Source organism: Pseudomonas spelaei (assembly GCF_009724245.1).
Taxonomy (GTDB): domain Bacteria; phylum Pseudomonadota; class Gammaproteobacteria; order Pseudomonadales; family Pseudomonadaceae; genus Aquipseudomonas; species Aquipseudomonas spelaei.
Window position 1 is genome coordinate 1 of the sequence record NZ_WNNK01000045.1, and the last position, 21,725, is coordinate 21,725.

The 21,725-nt window shown below is 52.5% G+C and carries 12 protein-coding genes and 3 pseudogenes; 10 read left to right on the forward strand and 5 right to left on the reverse strand.

Annotated features, from left to right (window positions below; translation table 11 throughout):
- The first annotated feature begins 309 nt into the window (after positions 1-309).
- The 6 genes and pseudogenes from GNF76_RS29395 (at position 310) to GNF76_RS28445 (ending at position 9,826) form a co-directional block, all read left to right on the forward strand.
- Positions 310-1,346, forward strand: a pseudogene (locus tag GNF76_RS29395) (IS5 family transposase).
- Between the two features lie 340 nt (positions 1,347-1,686).
- Positions 1,687-2,316, forward strand: coding sequence for a response regulator (locus GNF76_RS28425; protein ID WP_155586369.1), 630 nt, complete (start codon positions 1,687-1,689; stop codon positions 2,314-2,316).
- A 613-nt stretch (positions 2,317-2,929) separates the two neighbouring features.
- Positions 2,930-5,185, forward strand: coding sequence for a hypothetical protein (locus GNF76_RS28430; RefSeq protein ID WP_155586370.1), 2,256 nt, complete (start codon positions 2,930-2,932; stop codon positions 5,183-5,185).
- Positions 5,186-5,332: 147 nt separating this feature from the next.
- The gene (locus GNF76_RS28435; RefSeq protein WP_379652610.1) at positions 5,333-7,036 is read left to right on the forward strand and encodes a type I secretion system permease/ATPase; all 1,704 of its coding nucleotides are present in this window, start codon (positions 5,333-5,335) and stop codon (positions 7,034-7,036) included.
- Positions 7,037-7,151: 115 nt separating this feature from the next.
- Positions 7,152-8,486 (forward strand): HlyD family type I secretion periplasmic adaptor subunit, encoded by a 1,335-nt coding sequence (locus tag GNF76_RS28440; RefSeq protein ID WP_155586371.1) that lies wholly within the window; start codon positions 7,152-7,154, stop codon positions 8,484-8,486.
- 2 nt (positions 8,487-8,488) lie between these two features.
- A complete protein-coding gene (locus tag GNF76_RS28445; protein ID WP_155586372.1) occupies positions 8,489-9,826 on the forward strand; it encodes a TolC family outer membrane protein in 1,338 nt (445 codons plus the stop codon).
- Between the two features lie 582 nt (positions 9,827-10,408).
- On the opposite strand, the pseudogene GNF76_RS28450 reads toward GNF76_RS28445, so the two are convergent.
- The 4 genes and pseudogenes from GNF76_RS28450 to ydiJ all read right to left on the reverse strand — a co-directional run.
- Positions 10,409-10,507 (reverse strand): annotated as a pseudogene (locus tag GNF76_RS28450) (LysR family transcriptional regulator); the annotation flags it as partial.
- 105 nt (positions 10,508-10,612) lie between these two features.
- On the reverse strand, positions 10,613-12,013 hold the full coding sequence (gene hglS, locus GNF76_RS28455; protein WP_155586373.1) for a 2-oxoadipate dioxygenase/decarboxylase HglS: 1,401 nt from the start codon (positions 12,011-12,013) through the stop codon (positions 10,613-10,615).
- A gap of 230 nt (positions 12,014-12,243) precedes the next feature.
- Entirely contained in the window at positions 12,244-13,500 is a 1,257-nt protein-coding gene (locus GNF76_RS28460; RefSeq protein WP_155586374.1) for an MFS transporter, read from the reverse strand.
- Positions 13,501-13,726: 226 nt separating this feature from the next.
- A complete protein-coding gene (gene ydiJ, locus GNF76_RS28465) occupies positions 13,727-16,762 on the reverse strand; it encodes a D-2-hydroxyglutarate dehydrogenase YdiJ (protein ID WP_155586375.1) in 3,036 nt (1,011 codons plus the stop codon).
- A 159-nt stretch (positions 16,763-16,921) separates the two neighbouring features.
- Between ydiJ and GNF76_RS28470 the strand changes: the two genes are divergently transcribed.
- The 4 genes from GNF76_RS28470 to ltrA all read left to right on the forward strand — a co-directional run bounded on the left by GNF76_RS28470 (position 16,922) and on the right by ltrA (position 21,001).
- Positions 16,922-17,827: a LysR substrate-binding domain-containing protein gene (locus tag GNF76_RS28470; protein WP_155586376.1), complete on the forward strand. Its 906-nt coding sequence runs from the start codon at positions 16,922-16,924 to the stop codon at positions 17,825-17,827.
- A gap of 328 nt (positions 17,828-18,155) precedes the next feature.
- The gene (locus GNF76_RS29730) at positions 18,156-18,686 is read left to right on the forward strand and encodes a hypothetical protein (RefSeq protein ID WP_246212030.1); all 531 of its coding nucleotides are present in this window, start codon (positions 18,156-18,158) and stop codon (positions 18,684-18,686) included.
- A gap of 74 nt (positions 18,687-18,760) precedes the next feature.
- The gene (locus tag GNF76_RS28480) at positions 18,761-19,096 is read left to right on the forward strand and encodes a hypothetical protein (RefSeq protein ID WP_155586377.1); all 336 of its coding nucleotides are present in this window, start codon (positions 18,761-18,763) and stop codon (positions 19,094-19,096) included.
- Between the two features lie 483 nt (positions 19,097-19,579).
- Positions 19,580-21,001: a group II intron reverse transcriptase/maturase gene (gene ltrA / locus GNF76_RS28485; RefSeq protein WP_155586378.1), complete on the forward strand. Its 1,422-nt coding sequence runs from the start codon at positions 19,580-19,582 to the stop codon at positions 20,999-21,001.
- Positions 21,002-21,277: 276 nt separating this feature from the next.
- Here ltrA and GNF76_RS28490 read toward each other — a convergent pair.
- Positions 21,278-21,725: pseudogene (locus tag GNF76_RS28490) on the reverse strand (TonB-dependent receptor); the annotation flags it as partial.

The window sequence follows — 21,725 nt, forward strand, 5'->3', positions numbered from 1 at the left end:
GTGACGCAGGCAAAGGCAGCTATAGGCCTTAAGACAAGAGTTTTTAAACGGCCAATACAGGTAATGACGATTGTTCGGTCTTTGCCAGAGGACCTGTATATGGTTACATAAATTGCGCTTTCTATACTATGGAAAGAATAGGTAGCTATTCCTGCATATCATTTGATCTGGCTGAAGATTTTCCGCCCATCTCCCGAGAAGTCCGGTGCAGCTACTCCGGGGATAGATAGTGCATGAGTGACTAAATTTTCTAGAGCTACTGATTCGCCGAATCAGTCCGTAGCGGTGCTGAAGTGTGCCTGTCCTCTGATCCGGGCTACCCATGAGCCGGTTGAGCTTTCTGACTGTGAATGCGCAGGCAAGCGCAAGCATACACGCCGTGAACGCTTCTTCCCTGAGACGGATCAAGTCATGCCCTGGAGCGCATTGGTAAAACTGATTGAACCGTATTACCAATGGCTGGCGGGGGTCGAAAACCTTATCCTCTGAAAACCAGGTTACGCATCAGCTGTTGCAAAACTGGTTCTCCTTGAGCGACCCAGCGATGGAGGGGGCACTGTATGAAATCACGCCATACGACAGTTCGCGGGTTTGAATCTGAGTGCACCGATTCCTGAAGACGCCATGATCATGAACTTACGGCACTTGCTGGAGAAACATAAGCTAGCGCCTGCAATACTCGCTGTCATCAATGTCTATTTGCAAGACAAATCCCAGTCGCTGCGCCAGGGCACCGTCGTTGATGCGACCGTTATTCGTGCCCGCGCTCGATAAAGAACGAAGACGGAGAGCGCGATGCCGAGATGCAAAAGACCAAGAAAGGTAACTAGTAATTCTTCGGTATGAAGACCCATATTTGCGCCGATGAAGAGTCGGGATTCGTTCATCACATCCATGGCACCACAGCCAAAGTGGTCGATGCCACGCGGGTCGCCGAGCTGCAGCATGGCCAAGAAACGCGGTGCATTCGGACGCTGAATACACTGGCGTCAAGAAACGTGAAGACATGAAAAATCGTAAAGTGATCTAGCAAATTTTGGGTCGCGCCCCACCTATTCCAAGTTGAATAAACGCAGCCTACTGTACAAGCTCAAACGCAAGATCGGACACTGCAAAGCTCAGAAGCGGGCCAAGGTTGAGCATCCTTTCCGGCTTATCAAACGCAGTTCGGTGAGGTAAAAGTACTCTTACGTGGTCTGATGAAAAGCACGGCTCAGTTGACCATGCTGTTCGCCCTATCGAACCTGTGGATGGCTCGAAAACAAGCGATGGGTATGGCGAGTCATGTGCTTAACACGGAGATCCGGGCGAAAACGCCCTCAATGCCCAATACACCGTTCGCTTGAGCAAATGGCGGTGCGCTTAGGGAAAGTTGCGACCGCCGCCGGTACACGGCAAGTTGATTGGAGCATCCGTAGCGCGAACTCTATGATTCTCTTCTTATGAAAAAACGGCTCAAAATTTAGGAATTTTCCTAAGGTGCATAAGTTGAACTCCGACTAAACCTTTCTGGTGGCTATATGATTATAATGACTTTTCAGAGCAGCTTTATGATCTTAAAGTGTTTAAAAGTTATATCTTAAGTGTTGCGTAATAGAATCCTGAGTGGGCTAAATTCTAGCTTTAACTATGACGCTAAGTAATTTTTTTAATTATGATCTTAGATGAATTTTTTTAGGGGTGTGTATGGAGCAGATAAGCGTTGTAATCGCCGACGACCATCCGATCATATTGTCTGGCGTTGCTTTTATACTGTCCAATAAAAGCCAGTATAAAGTCACGGGGACAGCTCAAAGCTCGACAGAGCTAATCTGTTTATTAAGAGAAAAATTGCCCGATATATTAATATGTGATTATAACATGCCAGGGGATAATGTTTATGGCGACGGCATGAGATTGTTTGAGTATATTTTACGAAGTTTTCCTCGGGTCAAAATTATTGTTCTAACGATGGTGTCCATGCATTCTATAATTTCAAGGCTTTATGATATTGGTGTGAGAGCTGTTGTTTATAAAGGCCAGGAGCCTCGCGAAATATTGAATGTGCTTGAGCGTGTCAGAAGCGGCGGGATTTGCGGAGTTAAAACTAGCTTGAGTTTTACCTCCTCGGGTTGTGATGCTTTTTCCAAGCTGACAAAGAAAGAGATAGAAGTGGTGCGTCATTTTCTTTGCGGAATAAGCGTGTGTGAAATCGCACTGATTCTAAGAAGAAGTGTCAAAACTGTCAGCACTCAGAAACGATCTGCGATGATTAAGTTGAATGTCGCAACAGATCAGGAATTGGTAATGTTAAATATGCAGAAAGAGCTGTCCTGAGTGTAAGTGGACTGGAGAATATAACCATACTTAAAGAGCTTTGGCATCGCCTATATCTGAAGTGGCATAGTTAGCGCTGGGCGAATGATTAACGCGCTCCCTAATCAATCTGCGTTTGCCATCCGGTGATATCTGGACCAGCATCGTATGGTCAATTGATGTTGTGCGGCTTCATAACGCAAATCAGAAGAGCTGCAGATTTCGCTAAAATTAGCTTTTGATTGGTTTTTCATCATTTAGCGCTCTATCGATTTTCGGGCGTTGACCATCGTTGACGAATTTTGTAATGCGTGTCCAAAATTAGGAATTTTCTGAAGGTTATGATCTTAAATATAGGCTAAATATATAGCTAATACGTCCGGTCTAAGCGTGGAGTGTGTCATGGTTTTTCATCTGTATGAGGTTGGGTGGATGAATTTATTTGTTTTAGATTCGGGGGGTATATTAAATGCATGAAATTTACCTCTAGTAAATTCAGTTTTAGTTGGCTCCCGAGAAACTTAAAATTCTGGGCGCAGTCACAAAAAAACTGATCCTAGAAAATATAGTATCCGTTAACACTGGTGTCAGTACATAAATATGCAGCAAATATCATTGCGACGGCTTTCATAACTTGCCTTTCACGGCAAATAGTTACGTTCTGCCAACCTATTCTGAAGAGAGGCTTGCACTGAAAATGGTGAAGAATGAGAAACAAATTCATAATATTCCTAAAATCAAAACATTTACCCGTGAATACACCGAAAAAATTGGAAGTGACACATCGGATTATGATGTAGAAGAGTCAGGGTCTTATACTGAATCTTTCGCTGAGCCTGAATTGCAAGCGCCATTTCTAAAGCCGGGAATTCAAGCAGAGAGCAGTGTGGGCGGCCAAGTTTTCGCGAAAAATTCGGAGGTTATTCATGAGACCGTTGAGGATTGTCATAAAGTAGGCGCGGCGGAAATTCTAGCCAAGATACCATCGCATATGATAAAAAATAGTAATCAGCTATCGAAGCTAAATAAAACAGAAAGTGAGAATTTTGCTTCGCATCAAAACGATCTTATCAGAGATGATGTAGAGGAATCGGAATATTATATTGAGCCCGGCCCGCAGATTCCGACTTTCAGCCCTGATGTTAAGTCTGGTAGTACTAAGCAGAATATCATTTCCGAGCGCGATGGTATGAGTTCGATTGGTCCGACAGAACATAAAGAAAGTGCAGCGGAAATTGTGCCTCACATACCATCGCGTATGATAAAAAATAGTACTCAATTATCAAAGCTGAGTACGTCAGAAAGTGAGAATTTCGCTTCACGTCAAAATAAACCTATCGGAGGTGAACTTCCGGATGGAGATGTAGAAGAATCGGAATATTATATTAAGCCCAGTCCGCAGATTCGGCCTTTTGGTCCTGAGGTTGAGACTGGAAGCGGTAAGCAGGATTTGATTTCTGAGCGTGATGGTATGAGTTCGCCTGGCCTGCCCGGACATAAAGAAGATACAGCGAAAAATATGATCCAGATACCACCACAAACGATAGAGGATAGTGCTCAGCTATCAAAGACAAATCGATCTGGAAGTGAGCGTCTTGCGTCACATCAAAGAGAACCTATCAAAAGTAATCTTTCGAATGGTGATGTCGAAGAGTCTGAAAATTATATTGAATCTAACCGAGGGATTTCGCCTCTCAGCCCTAGAATCGAGTCCGAGGATAGTAAGAAGGCTTTGATTTCGGAATACGGCGCTATCAATTCGACTGGGTCAGTCGGGGTCATTAAAGATGATGGTCAATCGAAACTGGGTGTCCCAGCAGTCTTGCTAATTAGTCGAGATAGCGACGTGCATAGGTTGGCTGACGTCGGTATTCCTCTGGCTAATAACGGTCTAAACGACCCAGCTAGTGGCGTGAAATGTCTACCACGCGACAGTGCTTTCTGCCATCAAGAGGAAGTAAGACTGCCGATTACAATTCATAGTTTGCAACTGAATGTAGGTGATGGCTTTCGGGACGAAAAAAATCAAAATACTAAACCGATAAACCAAAGCTCGCCAACAGTGGATGCTAATGCGAAGGTAAAAAAATATGAAGATAGCCGTGAAGTAATGGAGCGGTCGTCTGGGCTAATAAGTGATGGTTTTCAATCGCAATGTGAGAAGACGCCGGGAGTCGGAGAGGACGACACGGAGCAGGTATGGGAGTTTAGTGGATATAAATTAGCGCTTAATGCCGAGGCATCTGCGGGTTGTCAGGATTTGAGAGTTTACATTTTGTCGAGCGAGGAAAACACAAAATCAAATTCTTGTTGGGAGTTACCGTTTTTATCATATGAATTTCCGACGTTCATTAGTGATTTTGCGGACGTGCGCGGACTGCGTGTATCGTGGTTAGCGGGGCAGCAGTTGGCGATAGCACAGGGCGTTGAAGCACCTGAATGGTCCGCGATGGGAAGTGAGTGGCGGCAAGGTGGGAATACCATGGGCTTAGAATATCTTTACCTAAACTTGCATGGATTTTTATTCAATGGCCCTGCTAATTTTAACGACATTTTGGATGTCCATTATTATGAGGTCATACAAAGTTCAATTGATGTAAGCCTAGGTCATCTAACAGAGAGTTTTCAGGCTGATCTATTTTTTAGTAGTAATGATCAGATTATAAGTTGTCATGAAACCTATCTAGTTTGGGACTTCAATTCGCAGTTTAATGCTTTTCTGGATGTCTTTGCTCAGGGTAGAGATTGTGAAAAAATGTTGAGCCGAGAGTTTGTAGGCGACGGGTTCACTCCTGTGGATTCTCTGGAAACCCCTCAAGATTGCAGTGCCTATTTTTTCACGAGGAGCACTGATTTTTTAGCTATTACACAGGCATCGGTTTGGATTTGACTTGATTTTCCTTCCTTAAGCAGACGACTATCGGATTCGTTCTGGTATTTAAGTTCGTCTACATTTGTAGCGATCCTTGGAGACATAGAAATGTTAGTGTCTTATCGTTTGGGCCGAATTCAAGCTTTGCATATAGCGAAGAAGCGATTGGTACTGAGGGTTTTCGATGGTTGTCAATTCGATTTGTTTGGTGTTGCTTTCTTCACTGTATTGATAAATGTATTAATGTTAGTGCCATCGATTTACATGCTACAAGTGTACGACCGCGTGCTGTCCTCCCAGAATGAAACCACCCTGGTGATGTTGACGCTGATGGTCGTCGGGTTCTTCGCGTTTATTGGGCTGCTGGAAGTCATCCGCAGTTTTGTGGTGATCCGGATCGGCAGCCAGTTGGAGCGGCGCTTCAACTTGCGCGTGTACAAGGCTGCGTTTGAGCGCAACCTGCAGCGCGGGCAAGGCCATGCCGGGCAATCCCTGGGCGACCTCACGCATATTCGCCAATTCATCACCGGGCCGGCGCTGTTCGCGTTTTTTGATGCGCCGTGGTTTCCCATCTACCTGTTCGTGATTTTCCTGTTCAACGTGTGGCTCGGCGTACTTTCCACGGCCGGCGCCGTATTGCTGATCGGCCTGGCGTGCCTCAACGAATACCTGACCAGAAAGCCGTTGGGCGAGGCCAGCGGTTTCTCCCAGCAATCGACCCAACTGGCCTCCAGCCATTTGCACAATGCCGAAACCATCCAGGCCATGGGTATGCTCGGTGCGCTGCGTACGCGCTGGTTTGCCGTGCATTCGCAGTTCCTCGGCCTGCAGAACAAGGCCAGCGACACCGGCTCGGTGGTCACTTCCCTGAGCAAATCCCTGCGTTTGTGCCTGCAATCCCTGGTGCTGGGTTTGGGCGCGTTGCTGGTGATCAAGGGTGATATGACCGCCGGGATGATGATCGCCGGTTCGATCCTGATGGGCCGCGTACTCAGCCCTATCGACCAGTTGATCGCCGTGTGGAAGCAATGGAGCTCTGCCAAGCTGGCCTACCAGCGCCTGGACGAGCTGCTGCGCGAATTCCCGCCGGAAGGCGAACAGATGGGCTTACCGGCGCCCAAAGGCCAGGTGAGTTTCGAACAGGTGAGTGCCGGCCCGCCCGGGCGACGCATGGCAACCCTGCATCAAGTCAGCTTCCACCTCGGCGCCGGCGAAGTGTTGGGCGTGCTCGGCGCCTCGGGCTCCGGCAAATCCACCCTGGCGCGCGTGTTGGTGGGCGTATGGCCGACCCTGGCCGGCACCGTGCGCCTGGATGGCGCGGACATTCACCGCTGGGACCGTGACGACCTCGGCCCGCATCTCGGCTACTTGCCCCAGGACATCGAACTGTTCAGCGGCAGCATTGCCGACAATATCGCGCGCTTTCGCGACGCCGACCCCGCGCTGGTGGTAAAGGCGGCGCAACAGGCCGGCGTGCATGAGCTGATCCTGCGCCTGCCGCAGGGCTACGACACGGTGCTGGGCGACAACGGTGGCGGCCTGTCCGGCGGCCAGAAACAGCGGGTTGCCCTGGCCCGTGCGCTGTACGGCGCGCCGCGCCTGATCGTGCTGGATGAGCCCAATTCCAATCTCGACACCGTCGGCGAAGCCGCGCTGGCCAGTGCCATCGTGCAGATGAAGACCCAGGGCAGCAGTGTGATCCTGGTCACCCATCGTTCTTCGGCGCTGGCCCAGGCCGATAAATTGCTGGTGCTCAACGAAGGGCACCTGCAGGCGTTCGGGCCCAGCCAGGAAGTGCTGCGCGCCTTGTCTCGCCTGCGCGGACAACCACCTCAAGATAGGGACGAGCTTGCTCGCGAAGGAAGTTAACGATGACGCGTAAAACTTGGATTCCTACGATGTCTGTGAGCTTTTCGTCTGAGCACCGCTCAGAGACAAGCTCGCTCCTGAGGGTTTTGTGTCCTTACGGTGGGAAACCAAGCGTATGAGCACCAACAATAGCATTCAAAACAACCACGACTATGAGCAGGCTCACCCTGAGCGCGACGCGCGGTTTTTCTCTTGGATGGGATGGCTGCTGACGGTGATCGGTGCCGGTGGCTTCTTCCTCTGGGCCAGCCTGGCACCGCTGGACCAGGGCATTCCGATACAGGGTACGGTGGTGGTGTCAGGCAAGCGCAAAGCCGTGCAAACCCTCAGCCCCGGTGTAGTCAGCCGGATCCTGGTACGCGAGGGCGAGCTGGTGAAACAGGGCCAGCCGCTGTTTCGGCTCGACCAGACGCGCAACCAGGCCGATGTGCAGTCGCTGCAAGCCCAATACCGCATGGCGTGGGCCAGCGTGGCGCGCTGGCAGAGCGAGCGTGACAACCAGTTCTCCATCACCTTTCCCGCCGAACTCAGCGCCAATCCCGACCCGGCGCTGGCCTTGGTCCTCGAAGGCCAGCGCCAGCTGTTCAGCAGCCGCCGTGAAGCCTTTGCCCGTGAACAGGCCGGCATCCGCGCGAGTATCGAAGGGGCCACTTCGCAATTGGGCGGCATGCGCCGTGCCCGCAGCAACTTGACCGCGCAGGCGCAATCCTTGCGCGATCAACTAGCCAACCTGCAACCCCTGGCCGACAACGGCTACATCCCACGCAACCGATTGATGGAGTTCCAGCGCCAACTGTTCCAGGTGCAACAGGACCTGGCGCAAAACACTGGCGAAAGTGGCCGGGTGGAACAGGGCATCCTCGAGTCGCGGCTCAAGCTGCAGCAACACAGCGAGGAGTACCAGAAGGAAGTACGTAGCCAGCTGGCCGACGCGCAACTGCGCAGCCTGACCCTGGAGCAACAACTCACGTCGGCCGGCTTCGACCTGCAGCACAGCGAAATCAACGCGCCAGCCGATGGCATCGCGGTCAACCTCAGCGTGCACACCGAAGGCGCCGTGGTTCGCGCCGGCGAAACCCTGCTGGAAATCGTGCCCCAAGGGGCACGCTTGGAAGTGGAAGGGCGCTTGCCGGTGCACCTGGTCGACAAGGTCGGCACCCACCTGCCGGTGGACATTTTGTTCACCGCCTTCAGCCAGAGCCGCACACCGCGTGTGCCGGGGGAGGTGAGCCTGATCTCCGCCGACCAGATGCTCGACGAAAAGACCAGCCAGCCGTATTACGTGCTGCGCACCACCGTCAGCGAGGCAGCGCTAGAGAAACTGCATGGCCTGGTGATCAAGCCCGGCATGCCTGCCGAGATGTTCGTGCGCACCGGCGAGCGCTCGCTGCTCAATTACCTGTTCAAGCCGCTGTTGGATCGCGCCGGCTTTGCGTTGACTGAGGAATAAACATGAAACCTATGTTCTTTGCCTTGCTGTTCAGCTGTGCCAACGCCCAGGCAGCGATGGGGCCATTCGATGTATACGAGCAGGCTCTGCGTAACGATCCGATATTCCTCGGCGCGATCAAAGCACACGACGCAGGCCTGGAAAACCGCGCCATTGGCCGCGCGGGCCTATTGCCTAAGCTGTCCTATAACTACAATAAGGGCCGCAACAAATCCGAGGTATACTTGCCGGATAGATGCGGCGGTAGCTGCCGCGAGGATCGTAATTACAGCAGCTACGGTTCCACGTTCAGCCTGCAACAACCGCTGTTCGACTACGAAGCCTATGCCAACTACCGCAAGGGTGTGGCCCAGGCGCTGTTTGCCGATGAAAGCTTTCGCGACAAGAGTCAGGCCCTGTTGGTGCGGGTGCTGAGCTATTACACCCAGGCGCTGTTTGCCCAGGATGAAATCGACATCGCCCGCGCCAAGAAAATGGCCTTTGAGCAGCAGTTCCGGCAGAACGAACACTTGTTCAAACATGGCGAAGGCACCCACACTAATATGCTCGAAGCCGAATCTCGTTATGAGCTGGCGACCGCCGAAGAGATCCAGGCGCTGGATGAGCAGGATGCGTCCTTGCGCGAGTTGGGCGCGTTGATTGGCGTGCAGAACGTCAACATCGGCGACCTGGCGCCGCTGAACCAAAGCTTTGCCGCGTTCACGCTGACGCCGGCCAACTACGACACCTGGCATGAACTGGCGCTGAGCAATAACCCCACACTGGCCTCCCAGCGCCAGTTCCTGGAAGTGGCGCGTTATGAAGTGGAGCGCAACCGCGCCGGGCATCTGCCAAAAATCACCGCCTATGCCAGCTCGCGCCAACAGGAATCCGACAGCGGCAACACCTACAACCAGCGCTACGACACCAACACCATCGGCGTCGAAGTCAGTCTGCCGATCTATGCCGGTGGCGGCGTATCGGCCTCGACCCGCCAGGCCAGTCGCGCCATGGAACAGGCGGAGTACGAGCTGGAAGGCAAGACCCGGGAAACCCTGATCGAACTGCGCCGCCAGTTCAGCGCTTGCCTGTCGGGGGTGAGCAAGCTCAAGGCCTATCAAAAAGCCCTGGTGTCGGCCGAGGCCCTGGTGGTCTCCACCAAGCAAAGCATCCTCGGCGGCGAGCGGGTCAACCTCGATGCGCTCAACGCCGAACAGCAGCTGTACAGCACCCGTCGCGACCTGGCCCAGGCCCGTTACGACTACCTGATGGCTTGGATCAAGTTGCATTACTACGCGGGCATCCTTCGGGATACTGACTTGGCCAGGTTAGATGAGGAATTTGCAGTGCATAGGAAGTGATAAGAAATTGGCTCTGTACCTTTAACCGGCGCGTTCGCGCGGCGGGCACTAGAAATAGCACCACTATCACATCATTTCCGTGGTGGATCATGTCGGCTGGCCACCAGTCCCAGGGTGAAGCATCGGCAATAAGCGCTACACCTTCAGGCTTGCCGCCGACGAAGTTTCTCCCACGGATACTCCAGGATTTTTGCGTCGATGGTTAGGCAGAGGCTGAGTACTACGGCGGTTCTAGGTGCATGGGGGTCTCACGGGAAAGCAAAGACACCCTTTCAAATCGGCTTGTTAAGCGCAGGAGGAAATAAGTTTTTCTAGGGGGATAGTTTTTTCGACTATGATTTCCCATACAAATCTTGGACATGAAAAACCCAGTCTTGACAGCTGGGTTAATCCCGTATTGCCTTGCAGCCCTAGCAAGGTCGCATCCGTGCCCGGCCGAACCAGGCGTCCATTGATATGAGTATCGCCTTGATGATGAGGCAGGACTAAAAATGCTCAGTGGCAGCACCAAGCTTACACCCGCAGGAGTACACTTTTTCCGCTGGGAATTTACTCTGCTGTCAGTTTTAAATCAGCGCCAACAAGGTTGAGCTCCTGCGCGGCTTGGGTAAAACTCAGGTGCCGCGCAGCAGCCTCAAAATATTGCAGGCCGACGATGGATGGCATAATTCGTTTTGAAATTATTGATTGAAACATTTTCAGTTTGCCTATTTTTGGAGCGTGCTCTTCTGGCGATTTCAAGTCAACTCGCACCTCCTAGCCTTCAGCTGACAATTCGAAATAGCATCAATTTAGTTCGATGATCCCAAGCGCCAATGCACATTTTGTAATTGAACGGCGTTGAGTGTCGGCGTAAAGCTTCAGCTCGTTGATCGTGGATACTCCCAGCGCAGCCTCGAACTCTTCCTGACTTGAAGACGTAGCGTAGTTCGATTGCGCATCGTCCCCTAGGTTTGACTGGAAAATACCGGCAGCACTCACCGGTAGAAAGTCTTCATAGACGATAGGCTCGTAACGTACGTGCCCCCCGTCAATCAATGCTTCCAGTTGCTGTTTGGCTACGGCACCCTTGTCATACGTGTTCAACTGTGGCGCAGGGATGTATTTGAAGTAAGCCAGCCCCTGTTTACGCATCTTGTCATAACTGTCAGGAAACTCCGCAAAAGCTTCTTCTAGAGCCGCAACGTAGCGCTTGGCATTTGATTCGTTCGGGAACTCGCCTAAGCGATCTCGAGCAGTATTCAGCAGGCGGTCATAAAGAGCGCGACCTTTCGGTGTTAATGCAACACCGCGCTGCTCTATTTCTCCAAAGCGTGCAGAATGGCTGCCAAGGTCGCTATCAGTCTGCCCCTTAAAGGTGATTGGCTCTTCTAGCGCTTTGAAGCTGGTCTGGCGCAGTAGAATCGGACACTCCCGTTTGGGCGGACCTTCGATGACCGCCTTGGGCACGATGCCGCAGTCCGGCATTTTTAGTTGCACAGTGTCAATATCCAGGGTCCGCGGCGTCAAATGGTTGATGTGCGGACCTCTGAAAGCAACGACGTCTGCGATGAGACGGTGCTCGGCACTGAGTGACTGGTACTGCTCAAGTGTGACTGTTGCATTACTATGCCAGCGGAACGTTTCCAACGCCTCGTTCACGAACTCTGCACTATCGGCCCAGTTCAATCCGTTCTGCTGTTCAAATTTGTCTATGAGTTCCAGTACGCGTGGCGTGAAAATGGTTCGTTCGGCAAGGGTGGTTTGAGCGAGGTTACGCACATGTTCGTCAGTTATTAATCCGAGCCTAAGCAAAGATGTGAAGACTCGAAATGGATTGAGCTCGAGTGATTTTTCATTAACGGGTCGAAATGCCGTAGCGTGTACAGGAACGCCAGCTGGGGTCAGGTCGTAATAGCCGACAGGTTCCATGCCCATGACTGCGAATAGGCGTCGTAAAGTGGCAAGTTCCTGGGCCGTACCCACTCTGATGGCACCATGTCGCTCAATTCCCAGCCGATGGATTTCACCGGTGACTGTCAAGCGCTCGACGAAAGCGGGTGAAGCAGCGAGAACGCACTCATTGGTCTTCGCCACAAGTTCCATTAACGTGCCGTAAAGCGGAACTTCATGCTTATACATGTCGGACATGGCACGCGAGAAGTCTATCCTGGTGCTATCAACGCTTACAAAACCTGAATGATTCATCACAAACCTCAGTAGTTAATTATTTTATTCAAATGATAGTGTGAGTGTCGCGGAGAAACTTTCGGAGCGTTTGGGTTCTGCAATCGTGTTAATCCGCTGTTATATTGCCAGTTCAGCAACCGCGAAGTGTAGCCGTGTTATTATTTAGTAAATTGAGCAGAGTTATTTTGCTAAACTTATTTAGTAAGGGTCATCATGAATCAAACAGTGCTTCTCACTTGCGCCCTACATCACTCCCTGGATGGGTCGAACTGCTTCTCCTTGATAAGCAGCGCTGGGATGATCCCACACAGGAAGTAAGCCCCGCCGACGATAAGAAAGCCCAACCCGATTGACCCGCTCGATGCGAAGAAACCGATGGCTGCAGGTGAAACCGCAGCGCCAATTCGGCCAACATTGTAGGCGCCGCCTACAGCCGAACCTCGAAACTTGGCCTCGAAGCTTTCGGTCATGTAGGTTGCATTGACACTGTAAGGTAAGCCGTAAAGGAACCCAAAAATTATCAACAGCCAGAGAATATTACCGGGAGTGTTGAACAGTACAATGATGGGTAAGAAAAGCGCAGTGCCTAGGCATCCAAATACAAAGATGGCGCGTCGGCCAAACCGATCTGCAGCAACTCCCGCTATCACTTTCCCGACGATCATCGCGGAATAGCTGCCAACCAAGAAGGTGGTCATCAAATTGAACTTCATGCCTAGTTCCCCCTCGAGGTAGCTGGGCATCCAGTTGTTCACTCCATAGTTTCCGAACTGCAAAAAGGCAGCCGTGATAGCCCAAAGAATAAACATGCGTCCGGCCATGGGGTCGGAAAAGATCTGCTTGTACTTCTCTTTAGGGCCAGTAGAAACAGCCTTCTTTTTCGTTGCACGTTCAATTTGCAGATTTTTCCAGGTGTCAGGCTCCGGCACCCATCGGTACATCAGTAATGCAAGAAACACCGGTGTGACGCCGGCGAAAAACATTCCCCTCCAGCCGTACGTCGGGATAATCCAACTGGCCATGAGCGTTGCGAGTATGTAGCCAACCGACCAACCTGCCTGCAAACTACCCAAGACCGTGTTGCGAAAACGAGTTGGGACGTATTCTGCCATCAACGTGTTGCAGGCGACATAAAGTGAGCCCATGCCCAAGGCTGATATGAACCTTACTACGGAGAATTGAAGATAACTCTGCGTAAACCCAAGGACACCGGTGCCGACAGTGAACAATAGAATGCTCAACACTACAGTCTTGACGCGGCCCAGCCTGTCCGACGCATATCCGCCGTAAATACCGCCTACCGCCATTCCCGCCAGCGTAAAACTTCCTAGACTGCCGGTTTCAAACGGTGTTAAGCCAAAGTCGCTTTTCAGACCACCCAAGCTGTAGGACAGCAACATTACATCGGCACCATCAATGATCATGCCTATAAAGCAAAAGACAAAAACAACTATCCACATTCTATTACGGGTAGAAACTGCTTGGACTTCAAGGGTAGCCCTCATCTTTTTTCCTTATTTTTGTGATTGAATTGCAGTCGGAACGAACCGGTTTTACCTATGAGGTAGATCAACCAGCCGCCAATTGTCCGTATCCCACGTGCAAAACTGAGTCGCACCCGGAATATATAAATATCCCTATCGGCCTTGATTAGTATGTTGGCTGAGAGGAAACGCCTGCAAACGAGTTTTAGGAACGACCACATCCCTATTTGGAATGAGCTGCTGCGTTTTACCGGGCAGTTGGCAGATTCTCCAAAAGTACCTGCAGTGGGTGAAGGACGATTTTCCCGTCCTGGCGTTTGACCTGGCTGCGGCACGAGTAACCATCGGCAACGAGGGTACCCGTTGACTGATGGCGGCTCACCAAGGGTTGCCAAGATTGTGAATAAATCAACGTCGAGGTCTTTAGGTTTCTGGTTTCGTGACCGTAGGTGCCTGACATTCCGCAGCACCCACTGGGAAGGGTTTTCAGTTCCAAGCCAAAGAGTTTGAACACCTGTTTCCATAGATCGGTGCTTGCAGGGAAGTTGGTTCGTTCGGTGCAGTGCGGTAGAAAATGAAAGACTTTAGGCTGTACCACGACCTGCTCCGGCAATACCGTAGCCAGCCATTCTTGTGGCAGCTGTACCTTAGGCGCTCCCCGTTCGCCTAAGGCTTTTGTATATTCCTGGCGATAAACCAGCGTCATCGCAGGGTCAAGCCCTACCAACGGAACACCGTGACGTTGCAGGCGGCTTAACGCCTCTGCGTTGCGGCTTGCTGTCTTTTTGAATTTTTCCTGAAAACCTAGGACTTGCAGGGGTTTGCCGTTAGGTGAGAACGGCGCGAGCAACACGTTGAAGCCCAGCAGGCCAAGTAGTTTTATCCAGTCGGTCGTAACCTGAGTATCGAAGTAGCTGGTAAATGCATCTTGAACGAGTATTACACTCCTCTTGCGTTCGGCCTCTGTCAGTCGCGACAGCGTTTTATGAGTAGCCGGCAATACATTCAACTTTTTGCAGGCCTCGCTTAGCTTCAGTGTGCTCAAGAGCGGGCTGTCTACCATGCCTGCCCAGTGTTTAAACCCCCACGAAACCACCGCCGAGCTCATGAGTGCATTATACAAACGTGGAACGCGTGCAGCGTACGGTACGGTAAACTCCAGGGAGCCGACGAGATAGTCCTTGATCGGGCGAAGGTAACGGCCATGGTAAAGCTCAAGAAATTGGGATCTGAACTCAGGAACGTTGACTTTGACGGGACAATGACCCGAGCAGGATTTGCACGCTAAACACCCGGCCATGGCATCGTAGACTTCATGTGAAAAATCTTTTTGCCCCAGCTGTCTGGCAATGCTGTTTCGTACTTGCTTGAGGACAGTCACGATGGTCGAAGACGTTTGAACGTGAAGAATGTTGACGCCATGATTGCCCTGTAAGCGAATCCATTCCCGAATCAGCGATGCCCGCCCTTTGGGGGACTGCACCCTGTCGCGCGTAGCTTTCCAAGATGGGCACATCGCATCATCGGGATCGAAATTATAACAGGCACCATTACCGTTACATTGGACAGCGCTTTGATATCCTTGCCAGACACGCTCATCGATTTGCCGATCTACCTGTCCGCGCAAACCCACCTCATCGACTTTGGTCAAATGTGCAGTCAAGACTGAAGCGGGGGTGGCGATTTTCCCAGGGTTCAATTGGTTTAACGGGTCAAAAACGGCTTTGATATCCTGCAGAGACGCGTACAGTTCGCCAAAGTATTCCGGCGCATATTCGGATCGGAGTCCTTTACCATGTTCACCCCAAAGCAGTCCTCCATATTTACGGGTCAAGGCTACGACGGCGTCGGATATCGGGCGAATGAAGGCCGCTTGCCGTTCATCTTTCATGTCCAGTATTGGCCTTACATGAAGTACGCCAGCGTCAACGTGGCCAAACATGCCGTATTGAAGGTTGTAACTGTCTAGCAGTGCGCGGAACTCTTCGATGTAACTGGCTAGATTCTCGGGAGGAACGGCGGTGTCTTCGACAAAGGGTTGCGGGCGGGCTTCGCCCTGGACGTTACCCAACAAGCCCACTGCACGTTTTCGCATCGCATAGACACGCTTTACTGCTTCGGCTCCGACGGCAAGCGTATAGCCCAGCCGTGGAACAGCGTTGTCCTTCAGAAGATGTTCGGTGAACGCATTGACTTGTCGCTCCAACTCAATTTGATCGTCGCCGCTGAATTCAATCAGATTGATACCCAATGCAGGCTTGCCGCAGTCCTCCGGAAAAAACTCCGCCACACCGCGCCAGACAATATCTTCCATCGCCAACAGCAGAACTTTGGAATCGACCGTCTCGATCGACAATGGCTTTAACGCCATCAACACTTTTGCGTCCCGTAGTGCATCCATGAATGACGGGTAGCGCACGTTTACCAGGGTTCTGACGCGGGGAATAGGGAGTATGTTGAGCTTGGCCTCGACGATAAACCCAAGAGTCCCCTCAGAACCGCACAAGACGCTATTCAGATTGAATTGGCCATCTGGGCTGCGCAAGTGAGCGAGGTCATAACCCGTAAGGCAACGGTTCAGCTCGGGAAATGTATCTTGTATCAGCTTCGCCTTGGCAGCGGCGATGTACTGAGTGCAACGGTAGATATCTCCGATCTTGCCGCTTTGTGTGGCGGCCATCGCCGCTCCTGCGGAACCCAACTCCCTGCTATCCAGGCGAGCGCCGCCCAACAAGACCGTCGACAGTTCAAGTACATGGTCACGAGTTTTGCCATACGTGCAACTGCCTTGGCCGCTGGCATCGGTGTTGATCATCCCCCCAACGGTCGCTCGGTTGGAGGTCGAGAGTTCTGGCGCAAAGAAGTAGCCGTAAGGCTCCAGAAAGTCGTTGAGTTGGTCTTTGACCACGCCGCTTTGCACACGTACCCAGCGCTTTTCGACGTTGATCTCTAGAATGTTGTTCAGGTGCCTAGAAAGGTCGACGAGAATGCCGTCGGTCAGCGATTGACCGTTAGTTCCGGTGCCTCCACCCCGGGGGGTTAGCACCACCGAACTGTGTTCTGGCATGGCCACAAGCCTTGCGACTAGCTCGACATCTGTGCTGTCCCTGGGAAAGAGTGCCGCTTGGGGCAAACGCTGATAAATGGAGTTGTCGGTTGCAAGAACTGTCCGGGTACCGTAGTCGGTACTGATTTCGCCCTTGAATCCATGTGCCCACAGCGTATTGAGAAAACCCTCGCAAGCTGCTGCGGGGGGTGTCTTTGGTTGAAGGCGAGCGATCATAAGGCGGGATCCTGGCGGCAAGGCTCATTATTTGAATTCGTCGCATGTATCCATCAATATCGGATGCAAATACGTATGGAGGCCACTTTTCTTGAATTTTCGAGGTTCCCGAGAGTGATCACAAACGTAATTCAAGGCACTTTTGCATGAGGTTTATGAATGAACCCGCGCCGTTTGACACCTTCGATGTCCCTGATATTGGCGTTCGAAGCCTCGGGACGTCACCTTAGTTTCACTAGGGCAGCGAACGAGCTTGCACTCACCCAGAGTGCCGTTAGTCGGCAGGTGCAAGCACTTGAAGCGCAGATTGAAACCAGCCTGTTCAAGCGGGACGGACGCCGTATTGAACTAACCGCCGTAGGTGCGCGTTATCTGTATGAACTGTCTGCTGCGCTTGGCCGTATCAGAAGTGCTACACTGCAAACCATTTCGTTCAGATCCCAAGACGAAACTCTACACTTGGCAGTCTTGCCCACGTTCGCGTCCAAGTGGCTGCTGCCGAGGATAAGTGATTTCTACACTCGACACCCGGAGATAGTTGTTCACATCCACTCTCGAATCATTCCGGAGCATGTGGCCAATACCGACGTCGAGATGAATGCGGTTATCTGTGTCGGGAAAGAACCATGGCCGGGGTTTGTGTCCCACAAATTGCTGGCCGAAAAACTTGTCGTGGTCGCAAGCCCGACCTTGATGCAAGATTGCAAGGACATAGCGCCCGCAGACCTGACTGCCAAGCATCTGCTACTCAATGTAGTTTCACGACCCCATGCCTGGTCCGACTGGTTGGAGCAAAATGGGCTGAACCATACTAGTCTGCGGGAGGGGCCAAGTTTCGAAATCACTGCGCACCTGATTCAAGCCGTGGTAGCGGGAATAGGCGTGGGGTTGGTACCTCAGATTCTTGTCCAGGATGAAGTGCGCTCTGGAGCGCTTGTCACGCTGTTCGAGCCCATAGACATTGGGCGCAGTTACTTCCTCGCGTACGCCAATCGATATCAGCATCTTCCATCGCTGGTGAAGTTCAGTGAATGGCTGCGAGGACTGCCATTCCCTGATGCATAGACGTGGACCGCACGGTCTCTGTAAGCCCCCGTCACATTGTCAGTGCACGATGGAGCCCCTCCCCGACCGTTTGAAAGACTTACTATTACGGGTGGCCAGTGCCGGGGCAACTTCATGCAGCCATCAACAAGAAGCAGTTTTAGCGCCAATTATTTTTTTATCGCAATCATCATAGGCTGTCGTAGCGCTGCACTTCAGTCGCAGACCGGTCAACGCGCTGTTCCATCTCGGCAACAAACCCCTTCAATGGCATCAAGCTCTCCCTCGCATACCCCGACGGGAACACCTCCCTCCGGGCCTGGTGATTTCCAAACCATGGAGACTCACCATGATGCACAACGCAGAACGCCTCAATATCGGCACGATATTTACACAAGCTCTCGAGATACGCGTTGCTTATGCAAAGGTAGTTATCTTTGAAGACGAATGTACCCAATTCGAGTATGAAGTCGAGGCTCATATTCTAGGCGCCGACGCGCACCGCGCCGGCCTTCCAAACGTACCCGGACTGTTCAAGACCATTCCCGCGCTCAATCGTGCTTGGGATGAAGGAGTGAACGCGGCCATTAATGGTGGCGGCTGGTCACGATTTGAAGAAGAACAGGAAGAAGACATGCAGATACAAACACCGGAACCCGACACTGCGTCGGATTTGACTTGTGGAAAACTCGCCTCCAGTGTGTGCGGCATGCAGCTTCCACTGCAAGTACTGAGAAGCGTAGCCGGTTACTACATTGGCACCGTTGATGGGTTTGAACCAGTATCCAGAGAGTCAGAAGAGTACTACCGCAGCAAAGATGCCGCGAAACAGGCTCTTGAACTCAACCTTTGGACCCAACGCCTCGTGTGCTGGTCCTGACATAACCTAAACATACCTCGCCGGGAAACCACTTCCCGGACGGGACAGGTGGTTTCTCACACCTGGAGTTAACCATGCAAAACACCACTAACCTTGTGTCGTCTGACCTGCTCAAGCTACCTGTCGTTTTAACCCCTCGGGCCTGGCAAGAAGCCGTTCACATTGAAAACCCGCACGATGCGGCAGTTATCAGCGACCGACTGGGCGAAGTTGTCCTGCAGGTGTACCGAGAGCTGCATTTACAACCTAACAGGACACAGATCCTTTTTGGCCTCTATCGATTGCTGCCTGCCGGCAACAATCCTGATCGAGTCTGGCTGGACCTAAAACTTGACCGCATAGAATCGCCACCTGGCGTTTTCTATCTGTACATCTCACTCAAGGAAGAAACCCATACTTCCTGCCCATAGACCATCTAAATTCACAGCACTACCCCAAGCCCGACATCTGTCGGGCTTTTTTCATTGGTGCGCCAGGCATGGCGCGTTGCGCGAAGCGCAACCAGCTTGGCTGTGGTGGCCACGCTGGTGACTTGGAGGTGAAAGTCCTCTACACACCCGGCAAGGGGAAGTGTTAGCCAGAGGCAAGGGTGTCGCGGGCGACTGCGAATCTGAAGGAAGCCCGAGGCAAAATGCTGGCCTGACGAACAGGAAGCGGATAGAGGCGGCGCAGTGGGGTAAGAAGGCCAATATCTTCAAAGCCCAATACTTGCACGGAACGCTGTGACGTAGATCCGACAGGCATAAGCAGGAAGGTCGCGCGAATTACCCTGGGAGATCTGTAGGTTTGCCGTTGTGCTACCGAGCGTCGAGAGGCGACGGGATGAGCCTACAGAAGTCAGCTGAGGCCGTAGTAAGTGGCAAATAACCATGCCACCAAGGGCCGAACAGGTTATGCCGCCACTAGGCGTCAGAGTCTCGCTGGATATCGAAATGCAGAAATTTCTCGCAGAGAAGACTGTCACTCCGAGTCCCGGACAGAATCCGAGGATGACGGCTGACAGCGCACAGGTATCTGCGGCGTCTGTGACGTGGACGAACACGGAGCCGGACACGTTGATGGCGCGGGTGCTTGCACCCGCCAACCTCAAGCGTGCGTATCAACGCGTGGTCAGCAACAAGGGTGCACCGGGTGCCGATGGCATGACGGTCGACCAGCTGGCGGGCTACGTGAAAGAGTATTGGCCAATCCTCAAATCTCGGTTGCTGGCCGGTGAGTATCACCCGCAAGGTGTACGCGCCGTCGACATCCCCAAACCCAAAGGCGGCACAAGACAGCTGGGTATCCCCAGCGTCGTGGATCGCCTGATCCAGCAGGCACTGCTGCAACAGCTCACGCCAATCTTCGACCCTCTGTTTTCGGATCACAGCTACGGCTTTCGTCCGGGCAGAAGCGCTCATCAAGCCATCGAAACCGCCCGCGCCCATGTGGCGGCGGGACACCGCTGGTGCGTGGAACTCGATCTGGAGAAGTTCTTTGATCGGGTCAACCACGATGTATTGATGGCCTACATCGAGCGTCAAATCGAAGATAAACGGGTGCTCAGGCTGATCCGTCGTTATCTCGAAGCGGGAGTGATGTCGGGCGGGATCGCCAGTCGACGGCAGGAAGGGACGCCGCAAGGCGGCCCGCTCTCACCGTTGTTGTCGAACATCCTGCTCAATGAACTCGACCGCGAGCTGGAATGGCGGGGCCATCGTTTTGTACGCTATGCCGACGACGCCAACATTTATGTGCGCAGTCGTCGTGCTGGCGAGCGAGTGCTGGTCAGGGTTGAGCGCTTCCTGAATCAACGCCTGAAACTGACGTTGAATCAGGAAAAGAGCCGAGTAGCACGGCCGTGGGCGTGTGATTACTTGGGTTACGGGATGAGCCTGCATAAACAGCCGAAGTTGAAAGTAGCTACGATGAGCCTGAATCGCTTGCGCGATCGGCTCAGAGAACTGCTGCGCGGAGCGCGGGGCCACAAGATGGCAAGCGTCATTGAGCGGATTAACCCGGTGCTACGTGGTTGGGCAGGTTACTTCAAGCTCTGCCAGAGCAACCGCCCCCTTGAGGAATTGGATGGCTGGATGCGCCGTAAACTTCGCTGTGTCATTTGGCGTCAATGGAAGCAGCGCCCAACGAGGGCGCGCAACCTGATACGTCTGGGGCTCAACGAGGCACGCGCCTGCAAATCAGCGTTCAATGGCCGCGGCCCATGGTGGAACTCGGGAGTGTCACATATGAATCACGCGCTGCCGAAGAAGCTGTGGGACAGCCTGGGGCTGGTCTCAATACTGGATACGATAAAACGGCTTAACCGCATAACCTGAACCGCCGTATACGGACCCGTACGTACGGTGGTGTGAGAGGATGGCGGATGTAAATCCGCCTCCTACTCGATTGCGAGTAACACCCTCGCAACATTACCCCAACACCTTCAGCTCCAGGCACTAGAAACGCTCATCGTCCAAAAAATTCACCGTGTGTTGCCGCTGACCGAAAACTGACCCCAATTTATCCGTACAGTTTGGATTCTGTAGAACACCGCTGGACTAATGTGGGAGCAAGCCCGCTCTCACATTCTGATCGCGGTTCAACCTGAGGTTTTAGAAGAACCGCGTCACGCTGATCTTGGCATTGCGCCCCTCGGTGTAAGCCAATTCGCCGCTCAATGCGGGCCGGTAATTATTGTTGAACAGGTTGTCCACGGTGAAGTTGACCTCTGTGCCTTTCAGGTAAGCCTGCTGCGGCTTCCAATTGGCGAACAGGCCCTGGGTGTTGTAGCTATCGTTGGCATATTGGTCGTAGAACCTGTCCCCTACGACGGAACCCAAGCCACCGGAGTACTTGTCGCTCGGCAGGCGGTCGGTCTTGCGTACGAACTGCCCTTGCCAGCCCACTTGTGCGTCCCAGCTTGGGATCTTGGTCCCCAGTACCACTACCCATTTGGCCGGCGGAATATCCCGCGCCCAGACACTCGGCCCCCACGGATTGGTATAGGCATTGTCGCGTTTGCCGGTGGCCCAGGAGTACGACAGAGAACCGAACAGGTAA

Bases quoted from the DNA above. Each gene is read 5' to 3' on its own strand.
- GNF76_RS28425 (WP_155586369.1), top strand. From the start codon at position 1,687: ATGGAGCAGATAAGCGTTGTAATCGCCGACGACCATCCGATCATATTG.
- GNF76_RS28440 (WP_155586371.1), top strand. From the start codon at position 7,152: ATGAGCACCAACAATAGCATTCAAAACAACCACGACTATGAGCAGGCT.
- GNF76_RS28445 (WP_155586372.1), top strand. From the start codon at position 8,489: ATGAAACCTATGTTCTTTGCCTTGCTGTTCAGCTGTGCCAACGCCCAG.
- hglS (WP_155586373.1), bottom strand. From the start codon at position 12,013: ATGAATCATTCAGGTTTTGTAAGCGTTGATAGCACCAGGATAGACTTC.
- GNF76_RS28460 (WP_155586374.1), bottom strand. From the start codon at position 13,500: ATGAGGGCTACCCTTGAAGTCCAAGCAGTTTCTACCCGTAATAGAATG.
- ydiJ (WP_155586375.1), bottom strand. From the start codon at position 16,762: ATGATCGCTCGCCTTCAACCAAAGACACCCCCCGCAGCAGCTTGCGAG.
- GNF76_RS28470 (WP_155586376.1), top strand. From the start codon at position 16,922: ATGAACCCGCGCCGTTTGACACCTTCGATGTCCCTGATATTGGCGTTC.
- GNF76_RS29730 (WP_246212030.1), top strand. From the start codon at position 18,156: ATGATGCACAACGCAGAACGCCTCAATATCGGCACGATATTTACACAA.
- GNF76_RS28480 (WP_155586377.1), top strand. From the start codon at position 18,761: ATGCAAAACACCACTAACCTTGTGTCGTCTGACCTGCTCAAGCTACCT.
- ltrA (WP_155586378.1), top strand. From the start codon at position 19,580: ATGCCGCCACTAGGCGTCAGAGTCTCGCTGGATATCGAAATGCAGAAA.